At 40.6% G+C, this 26,233-nt stretch carries 29 protein-coding genes; 8 read left to right on the top strand and 21 right to left on the bottom strand.

The genetic code is table 11. The annotated features are described in order from the left end of the window. Positions 1–30 precede the first annotated feature (30 nt). From AN395_RS12295 to argC, 4 genes are read right to left on the bottom strand one after another with little or no spacing between them, the layout of a single operon-like run. Positions 31–1,233, bottom strand: a complete 1,203-nt coding sequence (locus tag AN395_RS12295; protein ID WP_004588532.1) for an argininosuccinate synthase — start codon at positions 1,231–1,233, stop codon at positions 31–33. Further along, on the bottom strand, positions 1,230–2,162 hold the full coding sequence (locus tag AN395_RS12290) for an ornithine carbamoyltransferase (protein ID WP_024034341.1): 933 nt from the start codon (positions 2,160–2,162) through the stop codon (positions 1,230–1,232). Before AN395_RS12290 ends, AN395_RS12295 begins: the two co-directional genes overlap by 4 nt. A 7-nt stretch (positions 2,163–2,169) precedes the next feature. Next, a complete protein-coding gene (gene argB / locus AN395_RS12285; RefSeq protein ID WP_054983173.1) occupies positions 2,170–2,937 on the bottom strand; it encodes an acetylglutamate kinase in 768 nt (255 codons plus the stop codon). Further along, positions 2,937–3,947 carry an N-acetyl-gamma-glutamyl-phosphate reductase gene (gene argC / locus AN395_RS12280; RefSeq protein ID WP_054983172.1) on the bottom strand — a complete coding sequence of 337 codons (1,011 nt, stop codon included), beginning with the start codon at positions 3,945–3,947 and terminating at the stop codon, positions 2,937–2,939. Before argC ends, argB begins: the two co-directional genes overlap by 1 nt. A 218-nt stretch (positions 3,948–4,165) precedes the next feature. Here argC and argE point away from each other — a divergent pair, with 218 nt between their 5' ends. Beyond that, positions 4,166–5,317 carry an acetylornithine deacetylase gene (argE, locus tag AN395_RS12275; protein WP_029773581.1) on the top strand — a complete coding sequence of 384 codons (1,152 nt, stop codon included), beginning with the start codon at positions 4,166–4,168 and terminating at the stop codon, positions 5,315–5,317. A gap of 79 nt (positions 5,318–5,396) precedes the next feature. Here argE and panP read toward each other — a convergent pair whose 3' ends face one another. After that, the gene (gene panP, locus AN395_RS12270; protein WP_054983171.1) at positions 5,397–7,025 is read right to left on the bottom strand and encodes a pyridoxal-dependent aspartate 1-decarboxylase PanP; all 1,629 of its coding nucleotides are present in this window, start codon (positions 7,023–7,025) and stop codon (positions 5,397–5,399) included. 276 nt (positions 7,026–7,301) lie between these two features. On the opposite strand from panP, the gene AN395_RS12265 reads away from it, so the two are divergent. Next, positions 7,302–9,182 (top strand): GGDEF domain-containing protein, encoded by a 1,881-nt coding sequence (locus AN395_RS12265; RefSeq protein ID WP_054983170.1) that lies wholly within the window; start codon positions 7,302–7,304, stop codon positions 9,180–9,182. On the opposite strand, the gene AN395_RS12260 is transcribed toward AN395_RS12265, so the two are convergent. The 5 genes from AN395_RS12260 to mpl are packed head-to-tail and all read right to left on the bottom strand — an operon-like array spanning position 9,179 to position 13,518. Further along, positions 9,179–9,844 carry a tRNA (guanosine(46)-N(7))-methyltransferase TrmB gene (locus AN395_RS12260; RefSeq protein ID WP_054983169.1) on the bottom strand — a complete coding sequence of 222 codons (666 nt, stop codon included), beginning with the start codon at positions 9,842–9,844 and terminating at the stop codon, positions 9,179–9,181. The genes AN395_RS12265 and AN395_RS12260 overlap by 4 nt on opposite strands. Then, positions 9,844–10,611 (bottom strand): ABC transporter permease, encoded by a 768-nt coding sequence (locus AN395_RS12255; protein ID WP_004588540.1) that lies wholly within the window; start codon positions 10,609–10,611, stop codon positions 9,844–9,846. Before AN395_RS12255 ends, AN395_RS12260 begins: the two co-directional genes overlap by 1 nt. Further along, a complete protein-coding gene (locus AN395_RS12250; RefSeq protein ID WP_004588541.1) occupies positions 10,612–11,541 on the bottom strand; it encodes an ABC transporter ATP-binding protein in 930 nt (309 codons plus the stop codon). Next, on the bottom strand, positions 11,541–12,161 hold the full coding sequence (locus AN395_RS12245; protein ID WP_004588542.1) for a flavin prenyltransferase UbiX: 621 nt from the start codon (positions 12,159–12,161) through the stop codon (positions 11,541–11,543). Before AN395_RS12245 ends, AN395_RS12250 begins: the two co-directional genes overlap by 1 nt. A 1-nt stretch (position 12,162) precedes the next feature. Next, the gene (gene mpl / locus AN395_RS12240) at positions 12,163–13,518 is read right to left on the bottom strand and encodes a UDP-N-acetylmuramate:L-alanyl-gamma-D-glutamyl-meso-diaminopimelate ligase (protein WP_054983168.1); all 1,356 of its coding nucleotides are present in this window, start codon (positions 13,516–13,518) and stop codon (positions 12,163–12,165) included. 238 nt (positions 13,519–13,756) lie between these two features. On the opposite strand from mpl, the gene AN395_RS12235 reads away from it, so the two are divergent. Next, a complete protein-coding gene (locus tag AN395_RS12235) occupies positions 13,757–14,545 on the top strand; it encodes a hypothetical protein (protein ID WP_054983167.1) in 789 nt (262 codons plus the stop codon). A gap of 72 nt (positions 14,546–14,617) precedes the next feature. On the opposite strand, the gene AN395_RS12230 is transcribed toward AN395_RS12235, so the two are convergent. The 3 genes from AN395_RS12230 to folB are packed head-to-tail and all read right to left on the bottom strand — an operon-like array spanning position 14,618 to position 16,263. Then, positions 14,618–15,418, bottom strand: a complete 801-nt coding sequence (locus AN395_RS12230; protein WP_054983166.1) for an undecaprenyl-diphosphate phosphatase — start codon at positions 15,416–15,418, stop codon at positions 14,618–14,620. Further along, complete coding sequence (folK, locus tag AN395_RS12225; protein WP_054983165.1) at positions 15,415–15,903, bottom strand: 2-amino-4-hydroxy-6-hydroxymethyldihydropteridine diphosphokinase; 489 nt, start codon at positions 15,901–15,903, stop codon at positions 15,415–15,417. The genes AN395_RS12230 and folK overlap by 4 nt, the downstream gene beginning before the upstream one ends. Next, positions 15,904–16,263 (bottom strand): dihydroneopterin aldolase, encoded by a 360-nt coding sequence (gene folB, locus AN395_RS12220; RefSeq protein ID WP_004588546.1) that lies wholly within the window; start codon positions 16,261–16,263, stop codon positions 15,904–15,906. Positions 16,264–16,493: 230 nt separating this feature from the next. Between folB and plsY the strand changes: the two genes are divergently transcribed. After that, positions 16,494–17,102: a glycerol-3-phosphate 1-O-acyltransferase PlsY gene (gene plsY, locus AN395_RS12215; RefSeq protein WP_024034349.1), complete on the top strand. Its 609-nt coding sequence runs from the start codon at positions 16,494–16,496 to the stop codon at positions 17,100–17,102. A gap of 9 nt (positions 17,103–17,111) precedes the next feature. On the opposite strand, the gene tsaD is transcribed toward plsY, so the two are convergent. The 3 genes from tsaD to AN395_RS12200 all read right to left on the bottom strand — a co-directional run bounded on the left by tsaD (position 17,112) and on the right by AN395_RS12200 (position 19,228). Further along, positions 17,112–18,125 carry a tRNA (adenosine(37)-N6)-threonylcarbamoyltransferase complex transferase subunit TsaD gene (gene tsaD / locus AN395_RS12210; protein ID WP_054983164.1) on the bottom strand — a complete coding sequence of 338 codons (1,014 nt, stop codon included), beginning with the start codon at positions 18,123–18,125 and terminating at the stop codon, positions 17,112–17,114. A gap of 169 nt (positions 18,126–18,294) precedes the next feature. Then, positions 18,295–18,885, bottom strand: a complete 591-nt coding sequence (locus tag AN395_RS12205; RefSeq protein ID WP_004588549.1) for a YjaG family protein — start codon at positions 18,883–18,885, stop codon at positions 18,295–18,297. Continuing rightward, positions 18,869–19,228, bottom strand: coding sequence for a DUF2007 domain-containing protein (locus tag AN395_RS12200; RefSeq protein ID WP_054983163.1), 360 nt, complete (start codon positions 19,226–19,228; stop codon positions 18,869–18,871). The genes AN395_RS12205 and AN395_RS12200 overlap by 17 nt, the downstream gene beginning before the upstream one ends. Before the next feature lie 83 nt (positions 19,229–19,311). On the opposite strand from AN395_RS12200, the gene AN395_RS12195 reads away from it, so the two are divergent. From AN395_RS12195 to AN395_RS12185, 3 genes are all read left to right on the top strand, one after another. Next, entirely contained in the window at positions 19,312–19,749 is a 438-nt protein-coding gene (locus AN395_RS12195; protein WP_029773572.1) for a DUF2721 domain-containing protein, read from the top strand. Positions 19,750–20,193: 444 nt separating this feature from the next. Next, positions 20,194–21,078, top strand: coding sequence for a LysR family transcriptional regulator (locus AN395_RS12190; protein WP_054983162.1), 885 nt, complete (start codon positions 20,194–20,196; stop codon positions 21,076–21,078). A 245-nt stretch (positions 21,079–21,323) separates the two neighbouring features. Next, positions 21,324–21,944, top strand: a complete 621-nt coding sequence (locus AN395_RS12185) for a 2OG-Fe(II) oxygenase (RefSeq protein WP_054983161.1) — start codon at positions 21,324–21,326, stop codon at positions 21,942–21,944. 63 nt (positions 21,945–22,007) lie between these two features. Here AN395_RS12185 and ubiA read toward each other — a convergent pair whose 3' ends face one another. Together ubiA and AN395_RS12175 are read right to left on the bottom strand one after the other, a co-directional pair. After that, complete coding sequence (ubiA, locus tag AN395_RS12180) at positions 22,008–22,886, bottom strand: 4-hydroxybenzoate octaprenyltransferase (RefSeq protein ID WP_054983160.1); 879 nt, start codon at positions 22,884–22,886, stop codon at positions 22,008–22,010. Continuing rightward, complete coding sequence (locus tag AN395_RS12175; protein ID WP_004588555.1) at positions 22,883–23,422, bottom strand: chorismate lyase; 540 nt, start codon at positions 23,420–23,422, stop codon at positions 22,883–22,885. Before AN395_RS12175 ends, ubiA begins: the two co-directional genes overlap by 4 nt. A gap of 154 nt (positions 23,423–23,576) precedes the next feature. Here AN395_RS12175 and AN395_RS12170 point away from each other — a divergent pair, with 154 nt between their 5' ends. Continuing rightward, a complete protein-coding gene (locus AN395_RS12170; RefSeq protein ID WP_024034357.1) occupies positions 23,577–23,975 on the top strand; it encodes a flagellar basal body-associated protein FliL in 399 nt (132 codons plus the stop codon). A 2-nt stretch (positions 23,976–23,977) separates the two neighbouring features. On the opposite strand, the gene glpG is transcribed toward AN395_RS12170, so the two are convergent. From glpG to tdh, 3 genes are all read right to left on the bottom strand, one after another. Next, complete coding sequence (gene glpG / locus AN395_RS12165) at positions 23,978–24,799, bottom strand: rhomboid family intramembrane serine protease GlpG (RefSeq protein ID WP_054983159.1); 822 nt, start codon at positions 24,797–24,799, stop codon at positions 23,978–23,980. Continuing rightward, a complete protein-coding gene (glpE, locus tag AN395_RS12160) occupies positions 24,796–25,113 on the bottom strand; it encodes a thiosulfate sulfurtransferase GlpE (protein ID WP_004588558.1) in 318 nt (105 codons plus the stop codon). The genes glpG and glpE overlap by 4 nt, the downstream gene beginning before the upstream one ends. 64 nt (positions 25,114–25,177) lie before the next feature. After that, positions 25,178–26,203 (bottom strand): L-threonine 3-dehydrogenase, encoded by a 1,026-nt coding sequence (tdh, locus tag AN395_RS12155; RefSeq protein ID WP_004588559.1) that lies wholly within the window; start codon positions 26,201–26,203, stop codon positions 25,178–25,180. Positions 26,204–26,233: the final 30 nt, after the last annotated feature.

Below are 26,233 nucleotides of genomic sequence, written 5' to 3'. Positions count from 1 at the left end.
ATGCCCCTTATACAAGGGGCTATAAATAATTTACTTTTTAGCCATTGCTGAAATTCTGCTCGAAAGCGAGAATAAACGAATAAAGCCTTCAGCATGTGACTGGTCATATACGTCGTCTTCACCAAAGGTAGCAAAGTCTTCGCTGTATAAGCTATTAGGTGATTTTTTCTGAACGGCTGTCACTTGGCCTTTGTAAAGCTTAAGTACAACTTCACCCGTAGCAAGTGTAGAAAGCGCTTCTGCACCGGCTAAAATAGAGTCTTTTAGAGGTGTAAACCAACGACCATCATAAACTAAGTGCGAAAACTCACCGCCCAATACTTCTTTCCATTTACGGCTTGATTTATCAAGTACTAGCTCGTCAATAGCTTGCAGTGCCGCCATAATAACGGTACCGCCTGGTGTTTCGTAACAGCCGCGCGATTTCATGCCTACTAAACGGTTTTCTACAATATCTACACGACCAACACCATGTGGCGCAGCAATGTCGTTTAATTTAACTAAACAGTCGTAAGGCTTAAGCTGCTCGCCATTTACGGCAACCACTTCACCCTCAATAACCGTAAGCGTTACATGCTCAGCTTTATCGGGTGCTTGCTCTGGTGAATTAGTCCAGGTCCAAACTTGGTCACTAGGCTCACACCATGGATCTTCAAGCTCGCCACCTTCGTGCGAAATATGCCATGCGTTAGCATCACGGCTGTATATTTTTGTTGCTGAAGCAGAACACGGAATATCACGCTCAGCCAAGTAATCTAATAATGATTCACGGCTTGATAAATCCCACTCGCGCCATGGTGCAATTACTTTTAAATCGGGTGCAAGTGCTGCAAAGCACGATTCAAAACGAACTTGGTCGTTACCTTTACCAGTACAACCATGCGAAAGTGCATCGGCACCTACTTTACGTGCAATTTCAACTTGCGCTTTAGCAATAATAGGACGCGCCATAGACGTACCTAATAAATAAGTACCTTCGTAAATAGAACCCGTTTTAAGCGTTGGGTAAATGTACTCACTTACCATTTCATCTTTTAAGTCAACTACGTAACACTCAGATGCGCCTGATGCGATGGCTTTTTCTTCAACGCCTTCAAGTTCTTCAGCGCCTTGGCCTACATCGGCAACAAAGGCAATTACTTCACAACCGTAGTTTTCTTTTAACCATGGCACGATAGCTGAAGTATCAAGACCACCTGAATAGGCTAAAACGACTTTTTTAATTGAACTCATAGGTGTTCCTTAACAAAATTTGGATTTAGTAATGTAACTAGCAGAGCATTTTGCGCATGCATGCGATTTTCTGCTTGTTGAATAATTTTTGATGCTGGGCCATCCATTACCTCAGAGGTAATTTCAAACTCACGGTGTGCCGGCTGGCAATGTAATACCGTAGTCGCACCTGTTTGTTCTAGCAGTGCTTGGTTTAGCTGATATGGCATGTATTTTTCTTTAACTTGCTCAAGAGGTGTATCATCGCCCATAGACACCCACGTATCTGCATATACAACATTAGCGCCTACAGCGGCTTCTACACGGTCGCTTACCATTACTGATGCGCCATTCATTGCAGCAATTTGCTCAGCCTTTTTAAGAATTTGCGAATCAGGCGAGCTGCCTTTTGGTGTAACAGCAACAAAATCTGTACCTAGCGTTGCCGCTAATAACATAAGTGAATGAGTAACGTTGTTACCTTCACCTAAGTAAGCCACTTTTAGCTCGCTTACATCGCCGTGTACTTCTTGTAGCGTTAAAAAGTCAGCCAATGCCTGGCACGGGTGATATAAATCACACAAGCTATTAACGACAGGTACACTAGAGTATTCACCTAAGGTGGTTAACGTGCTGTGCTGGTTTACGCGCGCGACAATACCATCAGCCCACGTAGAAATATTAAGTGCAAAGTCTTTTACAGATTCACGTGCACCCATAGCGCCGTTTTGCTGATCTAAATACACAGCGTGGCCGCCTAAACGGTTAATTCCAATATCAAACGATAAACGCGTACGTAAACTTTGCTTTTCAAATAAGGTAACAATTGACTTACCCGCTAATACTTGGCTGTACTTTTCTGGCTTTGCTTTTAAATCACGCGCTAGTTTTAGTAAATTTAGTGCGCCTTGTTGGTCTAATTCTAGACCCGTTAAAAAATTCTCTAACATGATAACCCTATGGTGTAATTTTTGTTCCGACATGCTCGCCCTGTAGCAAAGCAGTTAAATTGTCTGGCTTTTGCCAGCTGGAAATATACACACCGCGTCGTAAATGTTGGGCAGCGTGCAGGCTGGTCTTAACTTTGACCTCCATTCCGCCCAAAATTACCCCTTCATCAATTAAAGTATCAATGTGTTTTGTGTCAAGTTGATGTAACGGCTGCTTGTTTGCATCAAGTACCGCTTCTACATCTGTCATAAAAATAAGTTCTGCATTTAAGTTGCTAGCAATCGCTGCGGCAGCTTCATCAGCATTAACGTTGTACCAGTTACCTTGCTCATCAAACCCAATAGAACTCACGATAGGTAACCGACCAAGCTTAAGTAAATCGTTAACAATTGAATCATCATTACTTTCGCACTTACCTACTTGCCCAAGCGCTTTTAGCTTTTGAGACGCCATAACTCCGGCTTCATACAAACAGAGACCAACAGGTTTATGGCCTGCATTAATAGCTTGGCTTACCAGCTGCTTATTTGCACAGCCAGCCAGCGCCCCCACTATGTAAGGCATTTGCTCACTTGGGCTAATACGCAGTCCTTGGTGCTTTGCACTAGCAAAGCCTGCTTGTTTTAGCCAAGTGTCAACTAACGAGCCACCACCATGAACAATAACAAACTGATTATTTTGATCAGCGCTTAATACATTAAACAAAGCTTTTGCCGCGTTTTCAGTATTAAGTACAGCACCACCTAATTTAATTACCCACGTTTTAGTGCTCATTAAAAGGCTCCTTTTAAGCCAGTGGTGTGATCTAAATTCATTGATAAGTTAATACATTGCAAGGCTTGACCCGCAGCGCCTTTTAATAGATTATCTATCGCTGCCATAACAATCAGTTGAGAGCCTTGCTGCTGCCAACCAATATCAACATAGGGTTGTTTTAGCACGCTTTTAATAGATGGCACTTTATCAGCTAACAAACGAATCAACGGCTCGTTTTTAAGTACTTGATAAGCATCAGATACGTTTTCCTTGGTAACGCCTGGCTTAAGCTGTACATAAATAGTTTCTAAAATTCCACGCGGAAAATTACCTAAGTGCGGTGTAAATAACACCTTGTGGCCAAGGTGTTGTTCAATTTCAGGCCCATGACGATGGTTAAACAAACCATACGGGGCAAGCGATACTTCACAAAAGTGAGTACCTACGCTGGCTTTACGCCCTGCGCCAGTAACACCTGAAACAGCATTAATAATCACTTTTTCATCACTCAACAAGCCTGCCTGTTGCAACGGCTTTAACGCATTAAGCGCAGCGGTTGGGTAACAGCCGGCTACTGCCACAAGATTTGCATTGGCAATTGCACTGCTATTCCACTCTGCTAACCCGTAGGCTGCTTCGTTTAATAACTCAGGATGTTGGTGCTCAAAACCATAGTAAGTAACATACTCGTCGTTGCTAGCAAGGCGGTAACCGCCCGATAGGTCAAATACTTTTTTACCCATAGCTAAAAACTGCGGGGCTAAATCAACACTTACTTTGTGATCAGTACATAAGCAGATGTAATCGGCACTCGAATTTATGTCATCAAACGCTGATTCGCTCAGTGGTAGTAGAGGAATATCAAGAAGGTTTCTATGCTCTGGGTATAAATCACTTAATAATTTATGTTTATCTAAACTTCCCTCAGAGACATAACAGCCCGATAACGTTAAATTAGGGTGCTTAGCAACTAAGCTTGCTAATTCTGCGCCGCTATAACCGCTTGCGCCAATAATCGCTACATTCATTTTTTACTCGTTTATAAATTTACTACTAAATAGGTGTGGTGTTCGCTTACACTAGCTTAGATGCTAGCTAATACTTTTCTCAATGAATTGTTGATTATCGTCGCATTATCTTCATGGCTATACTTAATATATTTATGCTTAAAAAGTGAATTGATATTCATCATAAATACTTTTATATTGTTATGCAATTAAATTGAATAATTATTTTGGATTTTTTTATGTCTTTGCCGTCATTTATCTCTATGTACCAACAACTCATTGCAGCCCCCTCTATTAGTGCAATAGAAGATGAGCTTTGTATGAGTAATAAAGGGGTAATAGAGTTGCTAGCACGTTGGTGCGAAAGTTTAGGTTTTACTTGCGAAATTATAGAGTTAGAAGGTGGAAAAGGCCGATACAACTTACTTGCAAAGCGAGGGCAAGGCGATGGCGGCTTAATGCTTGCAGGCCATACAGACACCGTACCGTTTGACGATAGCCGCTGGAACCACGACCCATTTAAACTCACTGAACATAATAATAACTTATATGGGTTAGGTAGTATTGATATGAAAGGCTTTTTTGCTTTTGTATTACAAGCTATTAGTGAGCTTGATATAAAACAGCAAACACAACCTATTTTAATACTCGCCACTGCCGATGAAGAAACCACCATGGCGGGAGCGCAGCAAATTTGTAAGCACCCTAATTTAAAACCTGCGCGTTGTATTATTGGTGAACCTACTGATATGACTCCTGTATTTACTCACAAAGGACATATGAGCACGGCTATAAGAGTGATTGGCCGCTCAGGTCATAGTTCCGATCCCGAACGTGGTCTTAACGCCATCGAAGTCATGCATAAAGTGATTACAAAGTTGCTGATCTTAAAAGAGCAGTTAAAGAATAAATATTCAGTTGAACATTTTGAAATACCTTACCCTACCTTAAATTTAGGTAATATTCATGGTGGCGACAACGCAAATCGAATTTGTGGCTGCTGCGAAATGCACATAGACATGCGCCCGCTCCCAGGGTTAAGCATTAAAGACTTACAAGCTTTACTTATTGATGCTACCAGCGATATAAACGCGCAATACCCAAGCGCAGTGAGCGTAATTGATTTACACGAGCCCATTCCAGCTTTTAGTGGCAGCACTGATAGCGCACTCGTTAAAATGGCAGAAAAAATTGCAGGGGAAAAAGCCGTTGCAGTAAATTATTGCACAGAAGCTCCGTTTATTCAGCAACTTGGCTGTGAAACAATAGTCATGGGGCCAGGCTCAATTAATCAAGCCCACCAACCTGATGAATTTTTAGCAATGGAGAAAATAAACCCATCGCAAAAAATTATAACTGACATTATTAGGGCAAACTGCTTTAACGCTTAAAAAGAAGACTGTATTAAAACTCACAGCAAAAATAACAAAGGCGCCCATTGGCGCCTTTGTTTTAGTTTATATCTAGGCGTTACTGCATATACTTACTTAAGTACTTTTTAAATACAGGGTCTGTTTTAGCAAGCTCTTTTTGCTCAGCTAAAATCTCTTTTAATATAACACCCGATGTTAGCGGATTAGCCAATACCACTCTAAATACCACTGTTGGCTGATTATAGTACTTTGAGGGTGTTAAGCGAGTACGCGATACAAACGAGCGCCCCGATTCACGTTGGCGTTTTTGCATACTGGCAGTAAAGCGATTGAGCGACGCGAAAATTTCTAACCGTGTTGCGGCATCTGCTTGGGCTATGGCTTGTTTAATTTGTTTAGGCACATAGCGGTATGTAAGCAAACACAGCTCAGGCTCTGAAATCAGCTCAAAGTCTTCATCGGCTTTAATTAAATCAGCAAAGTAATGTGCTTTTTTGATACTACGATCAATAAGCATTTCGTAGCCCTTGCGGCCAATAACGCGTAAACAAGCATGTACTAACATAGCCATACCTGGGCGGCTGCCTTCAAGTGTATGGCTTCCTAAATCTTTTGAGCCTTTACGTAATATGTACTCTGCATGGTGCTCTATTGCATCCGTAGCAGTTGGGTCTTTAAATAACACCAAGCCTGCACCCATTGGCACATACATTTGTTTGTGTGCATCAATGGTAATCGAATCTGCGCGCTCAATTCCTTTTAATAATGGGCGATGCGTTTGCGATAAAAGCGTTGCCCCACCCCACGCTGCATCAACGTGAAAATGGCAGTTTATTTGCTGCGCTAAATCGGCCATATCATCAAGAGGGTCGATATTACCGGTCTCGGTTGTGCCAGCAACCCCTACAATTGCCATAACTTTTATGCCTTGCGATTCAAGCTCTAAAGCTTTTTCGCGCATGGCATTCACATCAACCTTGTTATTTTCGCAGGTTTTTACACCAATTAAATTTTCACGGCCGATGCCTAGTAAATCAATTGATTTACCTAAAGAGTAATGCCCTCGCTCCGACACTAAAACGGCCAGCCCTTTGTAGCCATAATGCAGCATACCGGCAACGAGCCCTTGAGCGGCAATGCCTTTAAAGCTACCGTCGGGTTTTAATAAGCGGTTACGTGCAATCCACAGTGCCGTTATGTTTGCAACTGTACCACCAGAACAAAAAGCACCGAGTGATGTTTTAGCACTGTGCATCCATTTAGAATAAAACGACTCATCTTGCGAGTAAGCTAAATGATGCATCATACCTAGTACTTGGCGCTCTAGGGGCGTAAATGCTTTTGAGGTTTCTATTTTTACTAGGTTTTGATTAAGCCCCACCATCAATTTTGAAAGCGGTAGTAAAAAATGCGGAAGAGCCGATGTCATATGCCCAATAAAGCTAGGCGCAGCCGTGTGTACCGAATGGGCAACTAGCTGCTCCATAATATCTTGGGCGTAAGCAGATACAAACGTTGGGTTTTCTGGGATCACCGCAGCCTGAAAATCTTTTTCAATTTCGTGTAATGGTTTTTCAATTGCCGCTATATTTTCGTTTAAAAACCCTGCTAAATTACTCGAAATTTCAAGCTCAATTTTGCTTAAAGTTGAGTCTGGCGCTTCAGGTACAGTAAATATACGCTTAAGGCTTTCTTTAGAGGCGACGGCACAACGCTTTTGATCCATCTTTATACCTAGTGTGTGTGTAGCTAAAACACGCGTTTAACAGTTAAAAATGCCAAACTATGGCGCTATTATAAGCAGCGTGCTTCTTTTAAAAATTGCGCTAACTTTACTGCAATATAAGTAAAATGTCTCCCTTTAAGCCATAAAAGCGACTAAACGGATGACAAATATTGTAAAAAAATTTCAATAATAGGATTTTATTAAAAAGTCACATTTTAGTTTTGGGCAAATTACATTTATGCGTATACTTAATGTGTGTAACAATAAGGGACAAGTATGCTCACAGGGAAATTAAAAGGGAAGTGGTTTATAGCTGGCTTTACATTGTTTTTGGTCAGTTTATTAGTCTATGTTTATTACACCTATAGCTCAGCGCGTAGCGAAATAATGCACGCTGTCGATGAGCGCCTTCTAAATGCCGCCACCAGCGTAAAACATATTTTGGGGCAAAGTTACCACGATAGAATTAGCCAAGGCTACGATATTGGTTTTTCGGTTTACCAAACTAAAAGCAAACAACTCTCAGAGCTTGCACAAGCGCTTGATATAGCTTACGTCTATTCGATGATCATGCGCGATAACAAAGTTTACTTTACCTCTTCCAGCTACACCAAAGACGATCAAGAAAACGCACGTGTTACGCAATTTCTTGATTTATACCCAGAGGCCACCGACATTAACAGGGGCGCGTTTTATTCTACCGAGCCTGTTTTTGAGAAATCTAGCGACCAATGGGGTGATTTTAAAACTGTTTTTATTCCCTTTGTAGATAAATATGGTACCACCTACATTACGGGTGCCGACATAACCTTAGATGATTTAAATAAAAAGCTTCAATACAGTGTCACTAAAGCCATAATAACGGCGTGTTTTTTCTTTTTTATTGCGGTACTGGTTGCAGCTATTTATATATATTTGTTAAAGCGTACCCTAGCAACAGATGCCAGTACGGGCTTTGCCAATCATATTGCGCTTGAGTACTTTATCAAAAAGAGTAATTCACACCACATGCAACTTGCCATTATTTGGGTGAACGAAATTGAAGATATTAATAGCTTTTATGGCACTCAAGTTGGCGACAACGTAATGAAAAGCTTGCTCAGTCATTATCAAAGTCGCAGCCCGCAAAGCTGTAAGGTGTATCGCCTTGCTACTAATAAAATTGCCGTGCTTACCCCTAAAAGCTTTAAAAGCAGCGAACTGAGCGATTTAGTTGAGTCGTATAATGCAAACAGCCCGGTATTAACAAACCCATTTATTTATATAACTTACTGCGCAGGTATCGCCAGTGGTAATAAATCACTACTGATTGAAAACGCGCACATTGCAACGCTTCAGGCTAAACATGGGCGCGGTAAGGTTGTTAGCTACTCAAAAGTAATGAGCGATGTAAAAAACCAGTATCAATACAATGTAAGCCTTGCCAAAGAGGTTCAAGAAGCATTTGATAACAACCGCATAGTGCCTTATTTTCAAGCTATGTTTAACACCACCAATAATGAAGTTGTACATTACGAATGCTTAGCCAGAATGGTGACTAAAAATGGCGAAATTTTAAAACCCGACTCATTTTTAAATGTAGTGAGCCGCTCAAGAATGGGCGGACTACTAACGCGCACGCTATTTAGCCAGTGTATAGAGCGGTTTAGAAAAACAGATATATGCTGGAGCTTAAACATAAGCGATAAAGATATACTCGACCCTAGTTTGAGTGAATACATTGCTAACGAGCTTAAGCGCTACCCGCACCCAGAAAACATCACGCTTGGCCTTTTAGAGTCACACGCTATTACTAATTTTTTAGAAGTTAAAACGTTTATTTCTATGGTAAAAACCAAAGGGGTGAATGTCATTATTACTGGTTTTGGTAGTGGTTATTCAAATATTTCGAATGCGCTAAAGCTTGAAGTAAACGGTATAAAACTCGACGGCGCATTAGTAAAACAAGCAGTAAGTGATGAAAATATAGCCTTATTTATTGAGCATACAGTTCATGCTGCAAAGCAGCTTGGTTTAACGCTCATGGCAGAGTCGGTAGAAAATGTAAGTATTGAAAATGCGCTTAAAAATGTAGATGTGGCGCTGATGCAAGGCAATTACTTTGCTTACCCAGCGTCACATGTTAACTCATCAAGCCAAGAGGAAGTGGCCGTTTAAAGGTCTATCACTAAACGATGGCTTTGTTGGCCGCTGGCCCAGTATTTACGCTCAAACGGAGTAATTGCTTCGTTTGACTCATACAGCGTTACCTCACAAGGATGACCCGTTAGTTCAAGCGCTCTGGCAAACTCTTTTACATAAATATCCCAGTTGCTGCGCACCTCTAAGCGACCGCCTAGCTTAACAATAAACGGAAAAATAGCCGCGCCGTGCCACCTACGCTGGATATGCTTAGATTTAGGCCATGGGTTAGGATAAAGCAAATAATGATGAGTAGGCTGCCAATTAGCAGCCACAGCTAAACGCCAAAAGTCGTTTAAGTCAGCTTGTACCAAAATGTACTGGCCGCTGTCTGTTTGTTTATATTCAACATCGTGCTTATCTAAGCGGTGTGACGATTTATCAATACCAATAATTAATGCATCTGGGTGGCGCTTAGCTAAATTAGCCGAGCTCTCTCCTACTCCACAACATGAGTCTATAATAAGCGGTCCATTAAAAGCTTGAACCTGCTCATTGACTTCATCAAACGCTTGTTGAGTGTGCTCAGCAATAGGCTTTTTAAACTCTGCGTTTAAATGCTTGTTAACGATTTCATCAAGCTTTTCGTGTATGCCCGCCTGATTAGATACAATACTGCGTGAATTTGCATCGCTCATTAATGTCTAAGCCCCACACCTTTTTTAATTAACGTTAGCGCTAAAGTAAATAGCACCGTAATAAATACTAATATAACGCCAAGCGCGACACTTAAATCAACATCCGACACGCCTAAAAAGCCATAACGAAACGCATTAACCATATAAATAATTGGGTTTATTTGCGATACATTTTGCCAAAACTCTGGCAGTAGCGTAATTGAATAAAATACGCCGCCTAAGTATGTTAGTGGCGTTAAAATAAAGGTTGGGATAATACTAATATCGTCAAAACTATTGGCATAAATAGCGTTAATTAAACCACCGAGTGCAAACACCGCTGAGGTTAAAATTACCGTTGCCATAATTACAAATATATTGTGTATTTGAATATCCACAAACAACAGCGATACACAGGTAACAATAAAGCCCACCATCATGCCGCGGGTCATACCGCCGCCCATATAACCAAGTACAATTATGTAATTAGGCACAGGCGCAACCAATAGCTCTTCAATGCTTTTTTGAAACTTGGTTGAATAAAAACTAGAAGCAACATTAGAATATGAGTTGGTAATAACCGACATCATTATTAGCCCCGGAACAATAAATTCCATGTAGCTAAAACCACCCATTTCACCAATACGTGAGCCAATTAAATTACCAAAAATAACAAAGTATAAACTCATCGTAATCGCCGGCGGCACTAAGGTTTGCACCCAAATACGTAAAAAACGAATACACTCTTTAATCCATAAACTCTTTAAGGCTACGCCATATTTAAACATTTATTCGCCCCGCCCTTGCTCTAGTAATCCTACAAATAACTCTTCTAATCTGTTTGCTTTATTACGCATACTCAAAACAGTGTTACCTTGTTCGGTTAGCGCACTGAAAACTGCATTTAACCCTTGAGATTTAGCCACTTCAACTTCTATGGTGTGCTCATCAGGCATGCTAAATGAGTACCCCTCAAGGGTGACTGGCTGTGCTGGCTGTTTTAAATCAAGCACAAAGGTTTCTTTATCAAGCTTAGCTAGTAACGCTTTTATAGTGGTGTTTTCAACAATACGGCCAGTATCAATAATAGCGATGTTTTTACATAACAGCTCAGCTTCTTCAAGGTAGTGCGTGGTTAAAATAATCGTTACGCCTTGCTCATTAATTTGGCGTAAAAAATCCCACATTGAGCGGCGCAGCTCTATATCAACCCCTGCTGTGGGTTCATCTAATATTAGTAGCTTTGGCTCATGCATTAATGCGCGGGCAATCATTAAACGGCGTTTCATACCCCCTGAAAGCGTACGTGCTTGCTTGTCTTTTTTTTCTAATAAGCCAAGCTGAGTTAAATATTTATCGGCACGCTTATGCGCTTCTGCGCGGGTAACACCGTAGTAGCCTGCTTGATTTACCAATATTTGGCCAAGCGTTTCAAACTGACTAAAGTTAAACTCTTGTGGCACAAGGCCTAAATGCGCTTTAGCAGCTTCAAGGTCGGTATCGATGTTGTGACCAAACACTTCCACCTTACCTTGCGTTTTATTTACCAAGGACGATATAACACCAATAGTGGTCGACTTACCGGCACCATTTGGGCCAAGTAAGGCAAAAAAGTCGCCTTCAAAAACTTGTAAATCAACACCTTTCACGGCCTCTACACCGTTTTTATAAACCTTGGTCAGGCCTTCTATATTTAAAGCAACATTTTGCTTATTCATTATTTACCCTCACCATAACCCCAACGTTTAGTTAGGTTATGTTCAATGTTTAAATGATCTAAAATTCGCGCCACCATAAAATCAACTAAGTCTTCAATACGTTGTGGCTTGTGATAAAAACCAGGCGCAGCGGGCATAATAGTGACCCCTAAACGCGCAAGCTTTAACATATTCTCAAGGTGAATTTCGCTAAAGGGCGTTTCGCGTGGCACTAAAATTAATTGCCCTCGCTCTTTAATAACCACATCGGCTGCACGCTCGAGTAGGTTATCTGATGCTCCGAGCGCAATAGCAGACACGGACCCTGCGCTGCACGGGCATACTACCATTTTTTTAGGGGCGGCAGAGCCTGAAGCTACAGGGCTAAACCAGTTATCTTTACCAAATACTTTTAACTGCTCTGGCTTGGCATTAAATAGAGCGCTTAACTGCTCGGTTGCTTTATCTTCATTAGCTGAGAGTTTAATGTTTGACTCTGTATCAAGCACCACGCGCGCAGCACTTGATATAAGTACATACACTTGAAATTGCTGCGCGAGTAATACTTCAAGCAATCTTAAACCGTAAGGCGCGCCTGAAGCACCACTAAACGCCAGTGTAATTTTATCTTTAAACTGCACATTATTCTCCGCTGTATTTTTTAGCTAAACCATCAACTAAGTGTTGATGTAAGCCATTAAAACCGCCATTGCTCATAATTAATATGTGCTGATTTGGCATGATATTTTCAAGCACAGTGTCAATAATCATTTGCGTACTATTAAAACACTGCATACCGGCATTATCGGCTTGCGCTTTAAGAGACCAATTTAGGTTGTCGGGCTCAAATAACAGCACGTCATCGGCATCACTTAACGAAGCAAGTAGCGTATGTTGATGTACACCCATCTTCATGGTGTTTGAGCGAGGCTCTAAAATAGCAATAATTTTTTCATCACCCACTTTTGCACGCAACCCCGCAAGGGTAGTTTTTATGGCTGTTGGGTGGTGCGCAAAATCGTCGTACACCTTAATGTTATTTATGTCGGCTTTAAGCTCCATACGCCGTTTAGGGCTAATAAACTCTTCAAGCGCTGCAATGCTATGCTCAACGGCTATACCTACGTGGCGCGCTGCCGCGATAGCCATAATGGCATTTTTAACATTATGCTCGCCTATAGCCTGCCAATTAACTGTGCCTTGAAGTTCATTGTTTAAAAGCACATTAAATTGGCTGCCATCAGCGCTTAACAAGTCATAATGCCAATCACCATTTAGGGTTTCACTTTCGCTCCAGAGCCCTTGCTTAATAACATCATCAAGTGCGATATCGTCTTTTGGCCAAATTACCTTGCCAGTATGAGGTAATGTACGCATTAAGTGATGAAATTGTTTTTTTATTGCGTTTAAATCGTCAAAAATATCAGCGTGGTCAAACTCAAGGTTATTTAAAATGAGCGTACGTGGTAAGTAATGCACAAATTTACTGCGCTTATCAAAAAAAGCGGTATCGTATTCATCCGCTTCTATTACAAAAAACGGGGTTTCGCCCACTTTGGCTGACACACCAAAGTTTTGAACTATGCCACCAATTAAAAACCCGGGTTTTAAACCTGCATACTCTAAAATCCACGCCAGCATGCTTGCTGTGGTGGTTTTGCCATGTGTGCCTGCCACCGCAAGCACCCAAGCATTTTGCAATAGGTTATGTTTAAGCCACTCTGGCCCCGATGTATACGGCAAGCCCTTATCTAACACATACTCTACACAGGGGTTACCTCGGCTCATGGCATTACCAATAACCACCATATCTGGCTTTGGCTCTAACTGTTTTACGTCGTAACCTTGGGTTAGCTCAATGCCCAGCTGCTCAAGTTGAGTGCTCATCGGCGGGTAAACATTTTGATCAGAGCCGGTTACTTTATGACCAAGCGATTTAGCAATAGCCGCTATACCGCCCATAAAGGTGCCGCAAATGCCTAATATATGAATATGCATAACTTTTTAAATCCTTTCGTACTTCGCACGTCTGTGAAGTTTAATGGCGCTATAATGCCAAATTTTAGGCTTCGTGACTATGCACGTCTCGTCAATTCACTGATGCTAAAACAGCGTTAATCCTTATTAATTTTTATTTGAGAGTCAGGTTTCGCAATTTTAGCTACAGCTTTAAATAAATTGGCATCGGTGTTATAAATTAGCTAAATACAATTCTTAATAATTAAAAGGACTTATCATGAAAAAACTATTGTTCGTAGCCTCTATTTTATTTTTTCAGCAAGCTTTTGCGCTCGAGCTGGCTAAATACCCCCTAGAACTAAATTCAGGTGAAGGAGTAAACGTTGTTATTGCACCAACTCTTGATAAAAAACAGGCGTTAGTAAAAGTTACTGGGGTAAACCATAAGATTGATGGTGTCGTTTTTCTAACAAACCTAAAGCCTCATGGAACAAATAAAGCGTATAAGTTCACTTTTGATGGAACTGAGCGTAGTTTAATCACTGTTAATGAAGGTTATCGCTGTTGCTCTTACACCCTATACATACCTCAAGGTAGTGAAGGCACTTACTTATCAAAAGAAGATGAATCTAGCCCTGCTATTGTTGAAGATTTAAAAGCACAATACGAACAACAGTTAGCTGACGGAACTCAAGAGCGACTTGCTAGCTTTGATCGCAACAAACATTTAGAAATTCAACAGCAACAACTAATTAAAGCACAACAAAATACACTTCAACAGTGCGGCTCAGCCATAGAGACACAACTTGACTGGGCTAACGTCAACGACGAAAACCTTAAAAAGTATGCGGTGGGTTCTTTTTGCGCTCAAGTTGCAAATGAAATAGCGTACATGTGTGAAAAAGACGAAAATTTTAAACACACTGCTACACAATTAAATCGTGTTGAGTGTCAATTTACTGATAAACTCAAGTTACGAAAAAATGCAGGCGTCATTAGCTTTAAAACAGCACCTGAAGCACCAAATCAACGTCAATTTATAGAAGCTTATTTACTTAATTTGTAACTTTTGTAGATATTAAGGCCCCCGCTGTAGTTTAAAATTAAGCTAGTGGGGGCACTTTATGCACTTTTTATTTTAAAGCGTTAAAAATACAATTAAGCCAACGCCAAGTAAAAGTCTGTAAATAACAAACGGCAGCATACCCATTCGTTCTATCACTTTTAAAAACATGAATATACAGGCGTACGCCGATAAAAACGAAAGGACTACACCTAAAATTAATGTGCTCCAATCAACCACATGATCGCCCAAAGCCAACTCTATTGTGTAGTAAAGACCCATCATAGAAATAATAGGTATAGCGAGTAAAAACGAAAAACGCGCTGCGCTTTGTTTGTTCATGCCCAGCAATAAACCCGCTGTCATAGTAATGCCTGAGCGAGAGGTACCAGGGATCATAGCCACCGCTTGAGCAAAGCCAATAAACAGCGCTGTTTTCCAGTTAAGCTGATAAATTGTTTTCATTTGCTTACCTTTGGCATCGGCGTACCAAAGTAATAAACCAAAAATAATAGTCGTAGCAGCTATAACCCACGCACTGCGCAGATACAGCTCAACAACGTCTTTTAGCAATAAGCCTAATAACGCTGCAGGTACAGTGCCCAGTATAATCCACCAGCCAAGTTTGCTGTCGTCGGTGGTGCCTTGAGCGCCAAACGATTTAAACCAGGCGCTAAGAATATCAGCCACTTCTTTACGAAAATAAATAACAACCGCTATTAACGTACCAACATGAACAGCCACATCAAAAGCAAGGCCTTGGTCTTCCCATCCCAAAATTTGCGAAGGTAAAATTAAGTGAGCTGAGCTCGAAATAGGTAAAAACTCAGTAAACCCTTGTATCAGGGCTAAAATAATTATTTCTAAAATACTCATGGGTTAGAAAACTCCACCTTCCATAGTTTTTGTTGAGGGTTGTTATACGCACTCCATAGCGCAGCAATGGTTTGCTTGGCAACGGGGTGATAAAAATTGGGGGCGACTTCACAAAGTGGCTGAAGTACAAAAGCGTTTTTGGTAATTTCATCGCGAGGTAATTGTGCTGGCGAGTCGCAAATAACGTCATCGTAAAAGAGCAGATCTAAATCTAATGTACGGGGGCTAAATTTTTTATCATCCGCTTTACGCCCGTTATCACGCTCTATTTGTTTTAATAACTTACATACACGCTCAAGCGGCATTGATGTGCTAGCAGCCACCACCGAGTTATAAAAGTTATTTCCTTTAAACCCTACAGCTTCGCTTTCAAAAACAGATGAATGCACAATATCTGTAAAGTGTTGCTCAAGTGCATCAAGCGCACAGCGAATATAATGCGCTTTATTTATATTTGAGCCTAAGCTGATATAAATTTGCGCCATTTAGCTCATAGCCTTTGTGCGTGTTATTTCTACACCTACGGTGTTTGCTTGCGCTACAGCGGCCGGTTTGCTCACTCTAATTGTTACTTGTGGTGTATTAAATTCGGTTAATATAATAGTTGCTAGTTGCTCTACTAAGGTTTCAAGTAACTCAACCGGCTTAGCCGTAGTGTGCTCAATCACTCGCTCGCTTACTTTTGCATAATCGAGTGCTAAATTAATGTCATCATTTGCTGCTGCAGGCTTTATATCGCTGAGCATTTCAATATCAAAATAAAGGCTTTGTTTACTTTCTTTTTCAAAGTCGTACACTCCAATAATTGTGTCGACGTGTAGTTGAGATATAAAAACCTTATCCATTGATACTCCAAATAACTATAAACACTCTCTAAGCATACAATGCATTGATAAAATTAATACTGTATATGCTTTAAGCAGTGTTTAAATATGTAAAAATTACTTCTACAATAGCCAAATAGCTAGATTAACTGCAAAATACAGCAGTTAATAATTTTCACGATAAATTGTGCCGCCAATAATAGCGTAAAAGTGCTATCGATGGGTATAGCAATTAAAAAATAAGGGACTTTGTGTTAGCCATTTTACTGTTTGTTTTAGCCTACTTATTAGGGTCGATTTCATCGGCTATATTAGTGTCTCGGCTATTCAAACTGCCAGACCCTCGCAGCAGCGGTTCAAATAACCCAGGTGCCACCAATGTGTATCGTTTAGGTGGAGCCTTTCCTGCGTGCTTAGTATTAGTGTTTGATATTTTAAAAGGCACTATCCCCGTATGGGGGGCTTATTTTTTAGACCTAACGCCTTTAGCACTTGGTTTGGTCGCCGTTGCCGCGTGTTTAGGGCATATGTACCCACTATTTTTTAGCTTTAAAGGCGGAAAGGCGGTAGCCACTGCATTTGGCTCTTTATTGCCGATTGGTTTATCGTTGGCGGGGCTGTTAATAAGTACCTGGATTATTGTGGTTGCTATTACGCGCTTTTCTTCATTAGGCGCTTTGGTCACGGTGTCGCTTGCTCCACTGTATACGTGGTTGATTAAACCGCTTTACACCCTACCGGTAACCTTTATTACTGTGCTAATTATATTTCGTCATCGCACCAATATTATCCGCCTTTTCAAAGGTGAAGAGCCAAAAGTGGGCGCTAAAAAAGCACCCACTAATGAAAAAAATCAATAATTATTTATGCTAAATCGCTTCTAAGCTGTCTATTGGCCAACGCGGTTTGGTTTTCATGTCGAGTGTGGCAAACTGGCCTGCTTTTAAGCGCTGCATACCAGCATAGGCAATCATTGCGCCATTATCAGTACAAAACTCAGTACGTGGGTAGTAAACCTGTCCTTTCATACCTTGCATAACACGCTCAAGCTGTAAGCGCAGCTGTGTATTTGCACTTACTCCGCCGGCAATCACTAAACGTTTTATCCCAGTTTGTTTTAGAGCACGCTTACACTTAATAACCAATGTATCAATCACTGCTGTTTGAAACGCATGGGCGATATCTGCTTTGGTTTGTGCGTCATCATCATTTTCGCGAATCGCTATAGAAGCTGCTGTTTTTAAGCCACTAAAGCTAAAATCAAGGCCTGGCTTATCCGTCATAGGGCGTGGAAAAACAAACCGTTTTGCAACACCTTGCTCAGCCATTTTAGCTAGTCGAGGGCCGCCTGGGTAATCAAGCCCTAGCAGTTTAGCTGTTTTATCAAATGCTTCACCTGCGGCATCATCAACAGATTCACCCAATACTTCGTACTGGCCTATACCGGCTACTTTTACCATCATGGTATGGCCGCCCGACACGAGCAAAGCAATAAAGGGAAACTCAGGCACATTTTCTTCAAGCATAGGAGCAAGTAAATGCCCTTCCATATGATGCACGGCAACAGCTGGAATATCCCAACCATAGGCTAAAGAGCGGCCAATAGAGGTACCTACCAGTAACGCCCCGACTAAACCAGGGCCTGCGGTGTATGCAATGCCATCTAAATCTTCAGGGCCACAACCGGCTTGAGCAAACGCAGCGTCAATAAGTGGCAGGGTTTTACGAACATGATCGCGCGATGCAAGCTCAGGTACAACACCGCCATAATCTGCATGTACTTTTACTTGGCTGTATAACTGGTGAGCCAATAAGCCTTTTTCATCATCGTAAATTGCAATACCGGTTTCATCACACGATGACTCAATGCCTAAAATTCGCACTTTACTTCTCCTGCCTTTATTTACTGCTTAACCTGCATTGTGGTTAAGAGATTTACACACATATTTAAAACTATTTTATCATTCTCTAGCTAAGGTTTTTACTAAGTTCAACGTAATAAACGCTAAAATTGCTAGAGAGCGATTAATTAACCACAGTTAATAATTAAGACTATAACGCTAAACCAATATTGGTTTGTCCATCTGCAACGGCCTGCTTTTTAAGTGCCTTAACGTTTTCAGAAGTCACGCGGCCCATATTTTCTACAAAGTCGATTAGCTCACTCAAAACTTCAATTTCGTATTGCATTAATGGGTGTTCTCGTACGGCTTTATTGTCAGCCACTTCACCTTCAACCGTCATTTGGTATTCAATAAAACGCGCCACCGTTGCTTGCGATATTTTACTAACGCTTATAAATTCTTGCTCGTCTTGCCCCATCAAGCCGTGCATTAGGCTCAAAAGCGACGTAGCAGCGTCTATTGCGGGGTAAGTACCAAACATATCAAAGTCGGCAAGTTCAGGTACATTTGGCTCAATTTTTTCTACTTGTTTTTCGAGATCTATTTTACTTTTTGGTAGTAATATTTTTTCCCAGCAAACATTTAACGCACTGCGTAATAAGGCTTCATCACCAAAACCGGTGGCTTCACTAAATAAACCATAATTAGGTAACATACGCTCAATTAAAGCACTTGCTAACACTGCTTTTTGTAAGTAGTTTAGCTCTCTAATACGTTGAAAGTTATTCGCTTTTGTCATTTCTTAACGTCTCACATGACCAACAAAAATCAAATGTTGATCCATTATGCTCATTACAGTTAGGGCATACCCAATCTGGAGCGGATTGTTTTACTTGTTGGTAGTTTACCAATATTTCGCGCGCGTGGCGCTCTTTTATCGAATAAACCCGCACACTTACTTGGGTTTGTTCAAAGGGGATTTCGCCTAAGGCGCCTTGAAGCATCTCACCTTGAATTTGGCACTCAATTCCCGCGCTTAATAACAGCCCTTTGATTATATTTGCCTCTAATGTGTTATCTGCTTTGTAGAGCGTTACCCACTGAAAAGCTTGCTGAGTACTATGAGTATTAATATTTTGCAATTATCACCTCAATTATTTTGTGTTTACAATATCCTACGATACTCTACTAAAGTGTATAGCAGGTAACTTTTTAGGATAAAACAATGACACTTACTACCCCAGGTTTACTTTTTCCAGCAATCTCACTGTTGCTGCTTGCTTACACAAACCGCTTTTTAGTACTAGCGCAATTAATCCGAGAATTAAATTCACGAGAAGGTGAGTCTATTCGCCCCGTTGTTGTGGCTCAAATAACAAACTTAAGGAAGCGCATTAAACTAATACGTACCATGCAAGTGTATGGGGTGGCCTCTTTTTTATTGTGTACGCTATCAATGTTTGCTTTATTTATAGAATTTAACACCACAGGCATTATTTTGTTTGGGGTGAGCTTAGCGTGCTTAAGCCTTTCGTTATTAACATCGTTATTTGAAATTCATATTTCGTGCGACGCCATAGAAATAGAGCTACAAAGTATTGAAGACAAACCCCTAAGTAACCGCATTACTAAAAACTTTACTAACAAAAGTAGTAAGCCTTAGCGGCTTACTTAATAGAGTTGAAAATAATGAAATCATGAATATAACCTATATTTATAGGTTGTTACGCCTCACTTCATTACAAATCACTACTAAATAATTTTCCTGCACTCTTTTTTTATGGCATACTTTTTTATTAATTAATGCTAAATTATGTCTAAAGTATTACTTTTTAACGCAGCTAGGAAGGTAAGCCATTGTGTTTATTATCACTATCTCGACTAGTTAGGTTTAAAACAGCGTAATTAATCAAAATATAAGCCTAATTGGTGATACTTTTTAATAAGTATTCCCTTTAAATAATACAAAAAGGGGGATATGCTGATTGCAAATATGTCATAAATTTGCAAACACAGTTACATATTAGGCTTCGCTTTTTGAAACGTTAAATCTAATATTATTGATGTTCGCGGCACACGCGACTTACTTATAAAAAGGGACTATAAAGTGAGATTTGAACAATTAGAACAATTTGTAGCGCTTGGTGTATTACGTCATTTCAGACAAGCAGCTGAACAAACTCAAATTAGCACATCAGCGCTAACGCGCAGCATTCAAACCCTAGAAGACGAAATGGGGTACGAACTAGTGAAACGCTCAACACGTTCAGTAAAGTTAACACCCGAAGGCGAGCTATTTCTTGATTACGCCAAAAACACTCTTGCCGAACTTGAGCATACAAAAAAACGAATTTCTCAATCGGTTAACGGCAATACTGACGAAAAGTTAGTCATTGGCTACACCAACAAAGCCAGCAGTGTAGTGCCTATCTCATGCGGGCAATTTTTAGCACAATACCCCCATGTTAAAATAGAAATGCAATTGCAAGAGCAGCACGAACTTGCGCGTAAACTGCAAGAGGGCGAGATTGATATTAGTGTTTATTCGCAGGCAATTAACAGCATCGGCAGCGACATACACCTGCCAGACCAACTGGTATTGTTTGTTTCTAAACACCATCCGTTAGCAAATAAAAATGATATCAGCAAACACGATTTAGATAGCTACCCTATGTACGGCTGTTTTTCTCAGTCTAAACAAGTACAAAGCATGCTTAACGAAGCTATCGATATGCTCAATAAATCGGCTAGCATTAAGGTAGGCAGCATTGAGCAAGTAATCTCAGGGCTGGTTAAATCAGATCACTTTGCTATTGCGAGTATTGAACACGCGAGCACTCTTGCAGAGCACACAGAACTTGTACAGCTAAAAACAAATAAAGACTTAAGTCACGAACAACTTGTTATACAAACAAGCCAACAAGCAGCAGTTAGCGAACACATTGACCATTTATTATCTCTTATCAAAAAAGCATCTACGACTATTACTTAAGCCAAGATAAAAAGAGCATACCGCATTGCCCTTAAACCTTTTAAGGGCAACCAATTTAGATAGCCCTTACTGATTTACTCTTCTTGTTACCAAAACCTGCAGCACAGCTGCTTAACCTAAAAAGCACTTTTAGTTTTTATGCTTACGCGTTAGGTTTTTATTTGCTTAAGTAGCGGAGCACAAACCACTAGCTATTAAATTTTTTTAGGCTACACTGTCGCACCTTTTTTAATCAACAGACATAGATGAACGCACTTTTTAGTTCTGATGTTTATTTAGATGCAATAGAAACCCATGGTTATGTTGTTATTCCTAACGCACTTATTAGCGAGCTAGTAGAGAGTTTAATCACCGATTGCCACCGTATTAACCCGCATTTTAGCGCTGCAGGTATTGGCCGTTTAAATGACTTACAAATAGATAAAACCATTCGTAAAGATAAAACCTATTGGTTTGATGGCAGCTCACAAGCACAGCTAACTTATCAAGCAACAATGGAAAGTATAAAAACCACACTTAATCGACAGTTTTTTATGGGCTTATTTGATTATGAGTGCCACTACGCTAAATACACCCAAGGCGACTTTTATAAAAAGCATTTTGATGCATTTAAAGGGCGATCTAACCGCGTATTTACAACAATCCTTTATTTAAATACGCCCGAGCAAGGCGGCGAGCTTGTTATTTACAAGCCAAAAAGTAAGCAAGTAGAGATAATAATTAAACCCACCGCGGGGACACTCGTTATGTTTGAAAGCGAGCGTTTTGCACACGAGGTGTTACCTGCCATTAATGAGCGCTACTCTATTGCTGGCTGGTTTAGAAAAAACGCCTCAATAAGTGGAGTAATTGACCCCCCACGATAAAACCAACATAGCCACAACAACTAGTGGCTATGCTGAGGTTAAATTAATAGCGTTGAGATGAAATTAACGCGCAAATACAAATGACAAGAACAAGCCAACAAAAATAGCTAATCCAACATAGTGATTATTTAAAAACGCTTTAAAACATGCATCACGCGCACGTTTATGAATAAGCACTTGCTGATAAATAAGTAACCCAGCGGCAGTACATAAACCTGCAACAAACGCCAAGCCTAGCTGGTTAATTAAGCCAATAAGCGCCAACAACGCTATAAAATTAGCGTTTAATAAAAATATAATATGGCGGTCGTATTTACCAAATAAAATAGCAGTAGATTTAACCCCTATTTTTAAATCATCATCTCTGTCGACCATGGCATACATAGTGTCGTACGCTACCGTCCAACAAATATTTGCAACAAATAACAGCCACGCCTGCAGCGGTAATGAGTCAATTGATGCCATATATGCCATAGGTATTGCCCAACCAAATGCAGCGCCTAAGACTACCTGCGGAAGATGTGTATAGCGTTTCATAAACGGGTAGCAAAATGCCAGTGCCAACGCCCCAAGTGACAATAAAATAGTGTTGATGCTAAGTAGTAATACCAACACAAAAGCAATGGCTATCAGTAATATGAATAAACTCAGTGCTTCACCTGCACTTACTTGTCCGGTGGCCAAAGGGCGCCCTGCTGTACGCTTAACTGAGCCGTCTATTTTTCTATCTGCAAAATCATTAATAACGCAGCCAGCACTGCGCATAACAATTACGCCTAAGGTAAATACAATAAAGTTAACTAGGCTTGGCATACCAGCGTTTGCAAGCCATAGAGCCCAATAAGTAGGCCACAGTAATAGTAATGTACCGATAGGTTTGTCAATGCGCATGAGCTGAATATAAAAAGGGCTATGCTGTAATTGCAAAGGGGCTAATTTCATGAGTACAAATAGGCTCCGGGTAAAAATACTTCGCACACTAAAAAGTGATAATCATTAATAGAAAACACACTACGACGACCTAATAAAGGGTGCGTAGTTAAATTCAACTCTTTAACAAGTGACTGCAGCGCATGCTCTGAGTCAAAGCGCCCTACCTCAATATTACTTCGGGTAAGTTCAGGGTGCTGAAAAATAACATCACCTAAAGGGCGTGCGCCCATATTATGCAGTGTTGTTTGCGTTTGTGTACTGGGCAGCCAACTTTGGGCATACACCATGGGTGTATTGTCACACAATAAAAGCACCTCGCGATTAAGTGCTTTATTTGTATTTGAGCCAAGTAGTTGTTGCTGTGCATCGCTTAGAGTAAAAGTTTGCTCATTAAGCACTTTTACACTAAAAGTTTGTGCATTACTTTTTAATTTAGCGGTTAATGAATGTGGCTCAAATAGCCACTCTTGCTCTAACGCAGATAAGTTATTTACCAAAGAAGCACATTGCCAATTGGCAGATATAGAAAGCGGAAATGTAATCACAATAGCTCAATAAAATAAAAACCGAGACGATGATAACATTGCCAAAGCATTTGAAAAAGTGATGTTTTACTGCCGATAAATAATTGCAGGAGCTGTTTATTAGGCGCTATTAAGTATAAACTATTTGTATTAAGAAAATGGAAACACACTAAAGATGAAAAAAATAGTATACGCAGGTTTTTTAGCACTGATCCTAAACTGTTTTAGCTTTTCGGCAAAAGCGGAATCGACAGTGGGCTATTTTGGTTTTGAGCCAGACATTATTACCAATTACATAGGCGCTTCAAGTAAAAAAATGGGCTATGTACGCGTGACTATAGATTTAATGCTTAGCAATAATGCAGATATTGCTATTGTAGAGCACCATACCCCGCTTTTACGCGATGCGTTAGTAGAAATACTATCTAAAGAACCTGAAGAAAAAATAAAGTCGCTTACTGGGCGTGAAGAAATTAGAGCAAAGTGTGCCGAAAAATTAAAAAGCCTGCTAAAAGAAGAAACAGGCCAAGAGATTATTCGTGAAGTATTATTTACTAAGTATTTATACCACTAAGCTTACGCTTTTTTAGCATTAAATAAATTAGCGGTTACGGCATAAGCCATGCCGCTTAAAAGCCCACCTAAATGCGCCCAATTAGCCATACCAACAAACAACACATCAGCAAAACCGAGTACCAGCCAAATTAACATAAAGCCAATAATGGCAGTGCTTACTAGCGCAGGTTGCTTAGGATTTAAATAGCTGTGAATCCAACAAAAACCCAATAAACCATACACAACACCACTTAAACCACCAAAGTTAGGCCCCACAATTAAAAACTGAGCCCAGTTACTAATAAGTGCAGTAACCACAAATAGCCCAACTAAGCTCAGCTTACCGCATTGCTTTTCAATATTATCACCTAACGACATCCACCAAATTAGGTTAAATACAATGTGCATTGCGCTAAAATGAACAAGTGCCGGCGTTAACCAGTTCAGTGGTTGGCTCGGGTTAAACTGCAAAGCAGTATAAATTTGCTCAAAGCCACCCAATAAAAATGCAAAGTAAATAGCAACGCTTACAATACTTACGGTTTTATTTAGCCAGCTTAGTGCTTTAAAGTGTGCCACTAAATTAAGCGACTGTCCTTGATACGTTAAGCCAGATTGTGTACTGCCCACATCCCAAGAGGCTTGTTGATAACGCTCATGATTGGGGTTTTGTACAAATTCAGCCCACAAAGGTTGCACTTGATGAAAGTGCTCGCCCGCAACACAAATAATAACATTACTGCCATCAGCACTGCGCAATTGCCCTTCTAAGCCTTGGCTTTTTAAATAATCTATAAAGCCCTGTGCGGCACGAGGATTATTTAAACTACCTAGCTCAATCATCGTTCCACTTTCTCGCTGTAAGCCGCTTCCCAAGCCGTAAAGCCACCATCCATGCTATATACATCTTCAAAGCCCTGCTCTACTAAATAACTAGCCGCACCTTGTGAGCTCATACCGTGGTAGCAAACAATAATAATGGGCTGATCGAACTCTTTTTCCATCATAAACTGAGCGATATTGGCATTTGAAAGCGCTTCAGAGCCAGGAATATGCCCTGCTTGGTACGAATTAGGATCGCGTATATCTGCAATCACTACATCTTCTTTATCAAGCAGTTCGTGCGTTTGTGCTATAGATATATGTTTAAATGCCATTGAAATCTCTTTTAAAAATATAATAAAAAGGCGGCTTAAGCCGCCTCTGTATGCAAACTTTAAACTATTCCCAGTTTAAAATTACTTTACCAGATTGACCTGAAATCATCATATCAAAGCCAGCTTGGAAGTCATCTACCGAATATTGATGCGTAATAATAGGGTCTAAATTAAGGCCTGATTGAATCAAGCTTGCCATTTTGTACCACGTTTCGAACATCTCGCGACCATATATACCTTTGATCACTAAGCCTTTAAATATAACTTTATTCCAATCTACGGCCATATCTGATGGCGGAATACCCAGCATGGCAATTTTGCCACCATGGTTCATGTTATTTAACATAGAATTAAAGGCGCTTGGCACACCTGACATTTCAAGGCCAATATCAAAGCCTTCAGTCATACCTAGCTCATTCATTACATCTTCAAGTTTATCATTCGCAACGTTTACGGCACGTGTAGCGCCCATTTTACGCGCAAGCTCTAAACGGTATTCGTTAACATCGGTAATCACAACATGGCGAGCACCCACATGCTTAGCAACGGCTGCCGCCATAATACCAATTGGACCTGCCCCTGTAATAAGCACATCTTCACCCACTAAATCAAACGATAAAGCGGTGTGCACAGCATTACCAAACGGGTCAAAAATAGACGCAAGCTCGTCAGAAATATTGTCAGGAATTTTAAACGCATTAAAGGCCGGAATAACTAAATATTCAGCAAATGCACCTTCGCGGTTAACGCCCACACCGGTTGTATTTCGGCACAAATGCACACGACCAGCACGACAGTTACGACAATGCCCACACGTAATATGTCCCTCGCCAGATACGCGGTCACCAACTGCAAAGCCACGTACTTCTTGGCCCATATCAACCACTTCACCCACGTACTCATGGCCTACAACCATAGGGGTCGGAATGGTTTTTTGTGACCACTCATCCCATTTATAAATATGAACGTCGGTGCCACAAATCGCGGTTTTACGAATTTTAATGAGTAGATCGTTATGCCCTACTTCAGGCTTGGGTACGTCGGTCATCCAGATGCCGGTTTCGGCTTTTAATTTTGATAAAGCTTTCATAGTTAGCACTCAACTAAAAAACCGAAGCAA

It is taken from the genome of Pseudoalteromonas sp. P1-30 (assembly GCF_001400005.1).
GTDB classification, from domain to species: Bacteria; Pseudomonadota; Gammaproteobacteria; order Enterobacterales; family Alteromonadaceae; genus Pseudoalteromonas; species Pseudoalteromonas atlantica.
The sequence above is the reverse complement of the archived record's forward strand: the minus strand, read 5'-3'. Positions and strand labels throughout refer to the sequence as shown.

Bases quoted from the DNA above. Each gene is read 5' to 3' on its own strand.
- AN395_RS12295 (WP_004588532.1), bottom strand. From the start codon at position 1,233: ATGAGTTCAATTAAAAAAGTCGTTTTAGCCTATTCAGGTGGTCTTGAT.
- AN395_RS12290 (WP_024034341.1), bottom strand. From the start codon at position 2,162: ATGTTAGAGAATTTTTTAACGGGTCTAGAATTAGACCAACAAGGCGCA.
- argB (WP_054983173.1), bottom strand. From the start codon at position 2,937: ATGAGCACTAAAACGTGGGTAATTAAATTAGGTGGTGCTGTACTTAAT.
- argC (WP_054983172.1), bottom strand. From the start codon at position 3,947: ATGAATGTAGCGATTATTGGCGCAAGCGGTTATAGCGGCGCAGAATTA.
- argE (WP_029773581.1), top strand. From the start codon at position 4,166: ATGTCTTTGCCGTCATTTATCTCTATGTACCAACAACTCATTGCAGCC.
- panP (WP_054983171.1), bottom strand. From the start codon at position 7,025: ATGGATCAAAAGCGTTGTGCCGTCGCCTCTAAAGAAAGCCTTAAGCGT.
- AN395_RS12265 (WP_054983170.1), top strand. From the start codon at position 7,302: ATGCTCACAGGGAAATTAAAAGGGAAGTGGTTTATAGCTGGCTTTACA.
- AN395_RS12260 (WP_054983169.1), bottom strand. From the start codon at position 9,844: ATGAGCGATGCAAATTCACGCAGTATTGTATCTAATCAGGCGGGCATA.
- AN395_RS12255 (WP_004588540.1), bottom strand. From the start codon at position 10,611: ATGTTTAAATATGGCGTAGCCTTAAAGAGTTTATGGATTAAAGAGTGT.
- AN395_RS12250 (WP_004588541.1), bottom strand. From the start codon at position 11,541: ATGAATAAGCAAAATGTTGCTTTAAATATAGAAGGCCTGACCAAGGTT.
- mpl (WP_054983168.1), bottom strand. From the start codon at position 13,518: ATGCATATTCATATATTAGGCATTTGCGGCACCTTTATGGGCGGTATA.
- AN395_RS12235 (WP_054983167.1), top strand. From the start codon at position 13,757: ATGAAAAAACTATTGTTCGTAGCCTCTATTTTATTTTTTCAGCAAGCT.
- AN395_RS12230 (WP_054983166.1), bottom strand. From the start codon at position 15,418: ATGAGTATTTTAGAAATAATTATTTTAGCCCTGATACAAGGGTTTACT.
- folK (WP_054983165.1), bottom strand. From the start codon at position 15,903: ATGGCGCAAATTTATATCAGCTTAGGCTCAAATATAAATAAAGCGCAT.
- folB (WP_004588546.1), bottom strand. From the start codon at position 16,263: ATGGATAAGGTTTTTATATCTCAACTACACGTCGACACAATTATTGGA.
- AN395_RS12205 (WP_004588549.1), bottom strand. From the start codon at position 18,885: ATGACAAAAGCGAATAACTTTCAACGTATTAGAGAGCTAAACTACTTA.
- AN395_RS12195 (WP_029773572.1), top strand. From the start codon at position 19,312: ATGACACTTACTACCCCAGGTTTACTTTTTCCAGCAATCTCACTGTTG.
- AN395_RS12185 (WP_054983161.1), top strand. From the start codon at position 21,324: ATGAACGCACTTTTTAGTTCTGATGTTTATTTAGATGCAATAGAAACC.
- ubiA (WP_054983160.1), bottom strand. From the start codon at position 22,886: ATGAAATTAGCCCCTTTGCAATTACAGCATAGCCCTTTTTATATTCAG.
- AN395_RS12170 (WP_024034357.1), top strand. From the start codon at position 23,577: ATGAAAAAAATAGTATACGCAGGTTTTTTAGCACTGATCCTAAACTGT.
- glpG (WP_054983159.1), bottom strand. From the start codon at position 24,799: ATGATTGAGCTAGGTAGTTTAAATAATCCTCGTGCCGCACAGGGCTTT.
- glpE (WP_004588558.1), bottom strand. From the start codon at position 25,113: ATGGCATTTAAACATATATCTATAGCACAAACGCACGAACTGCTTGAT.
- tdh (WP_004588559.1), bottom strand. From the start codon at position 26,203: ATGAAAGCTTTATCAAAATTAAAAGCCGAAACCGGCATCTGGATGACC.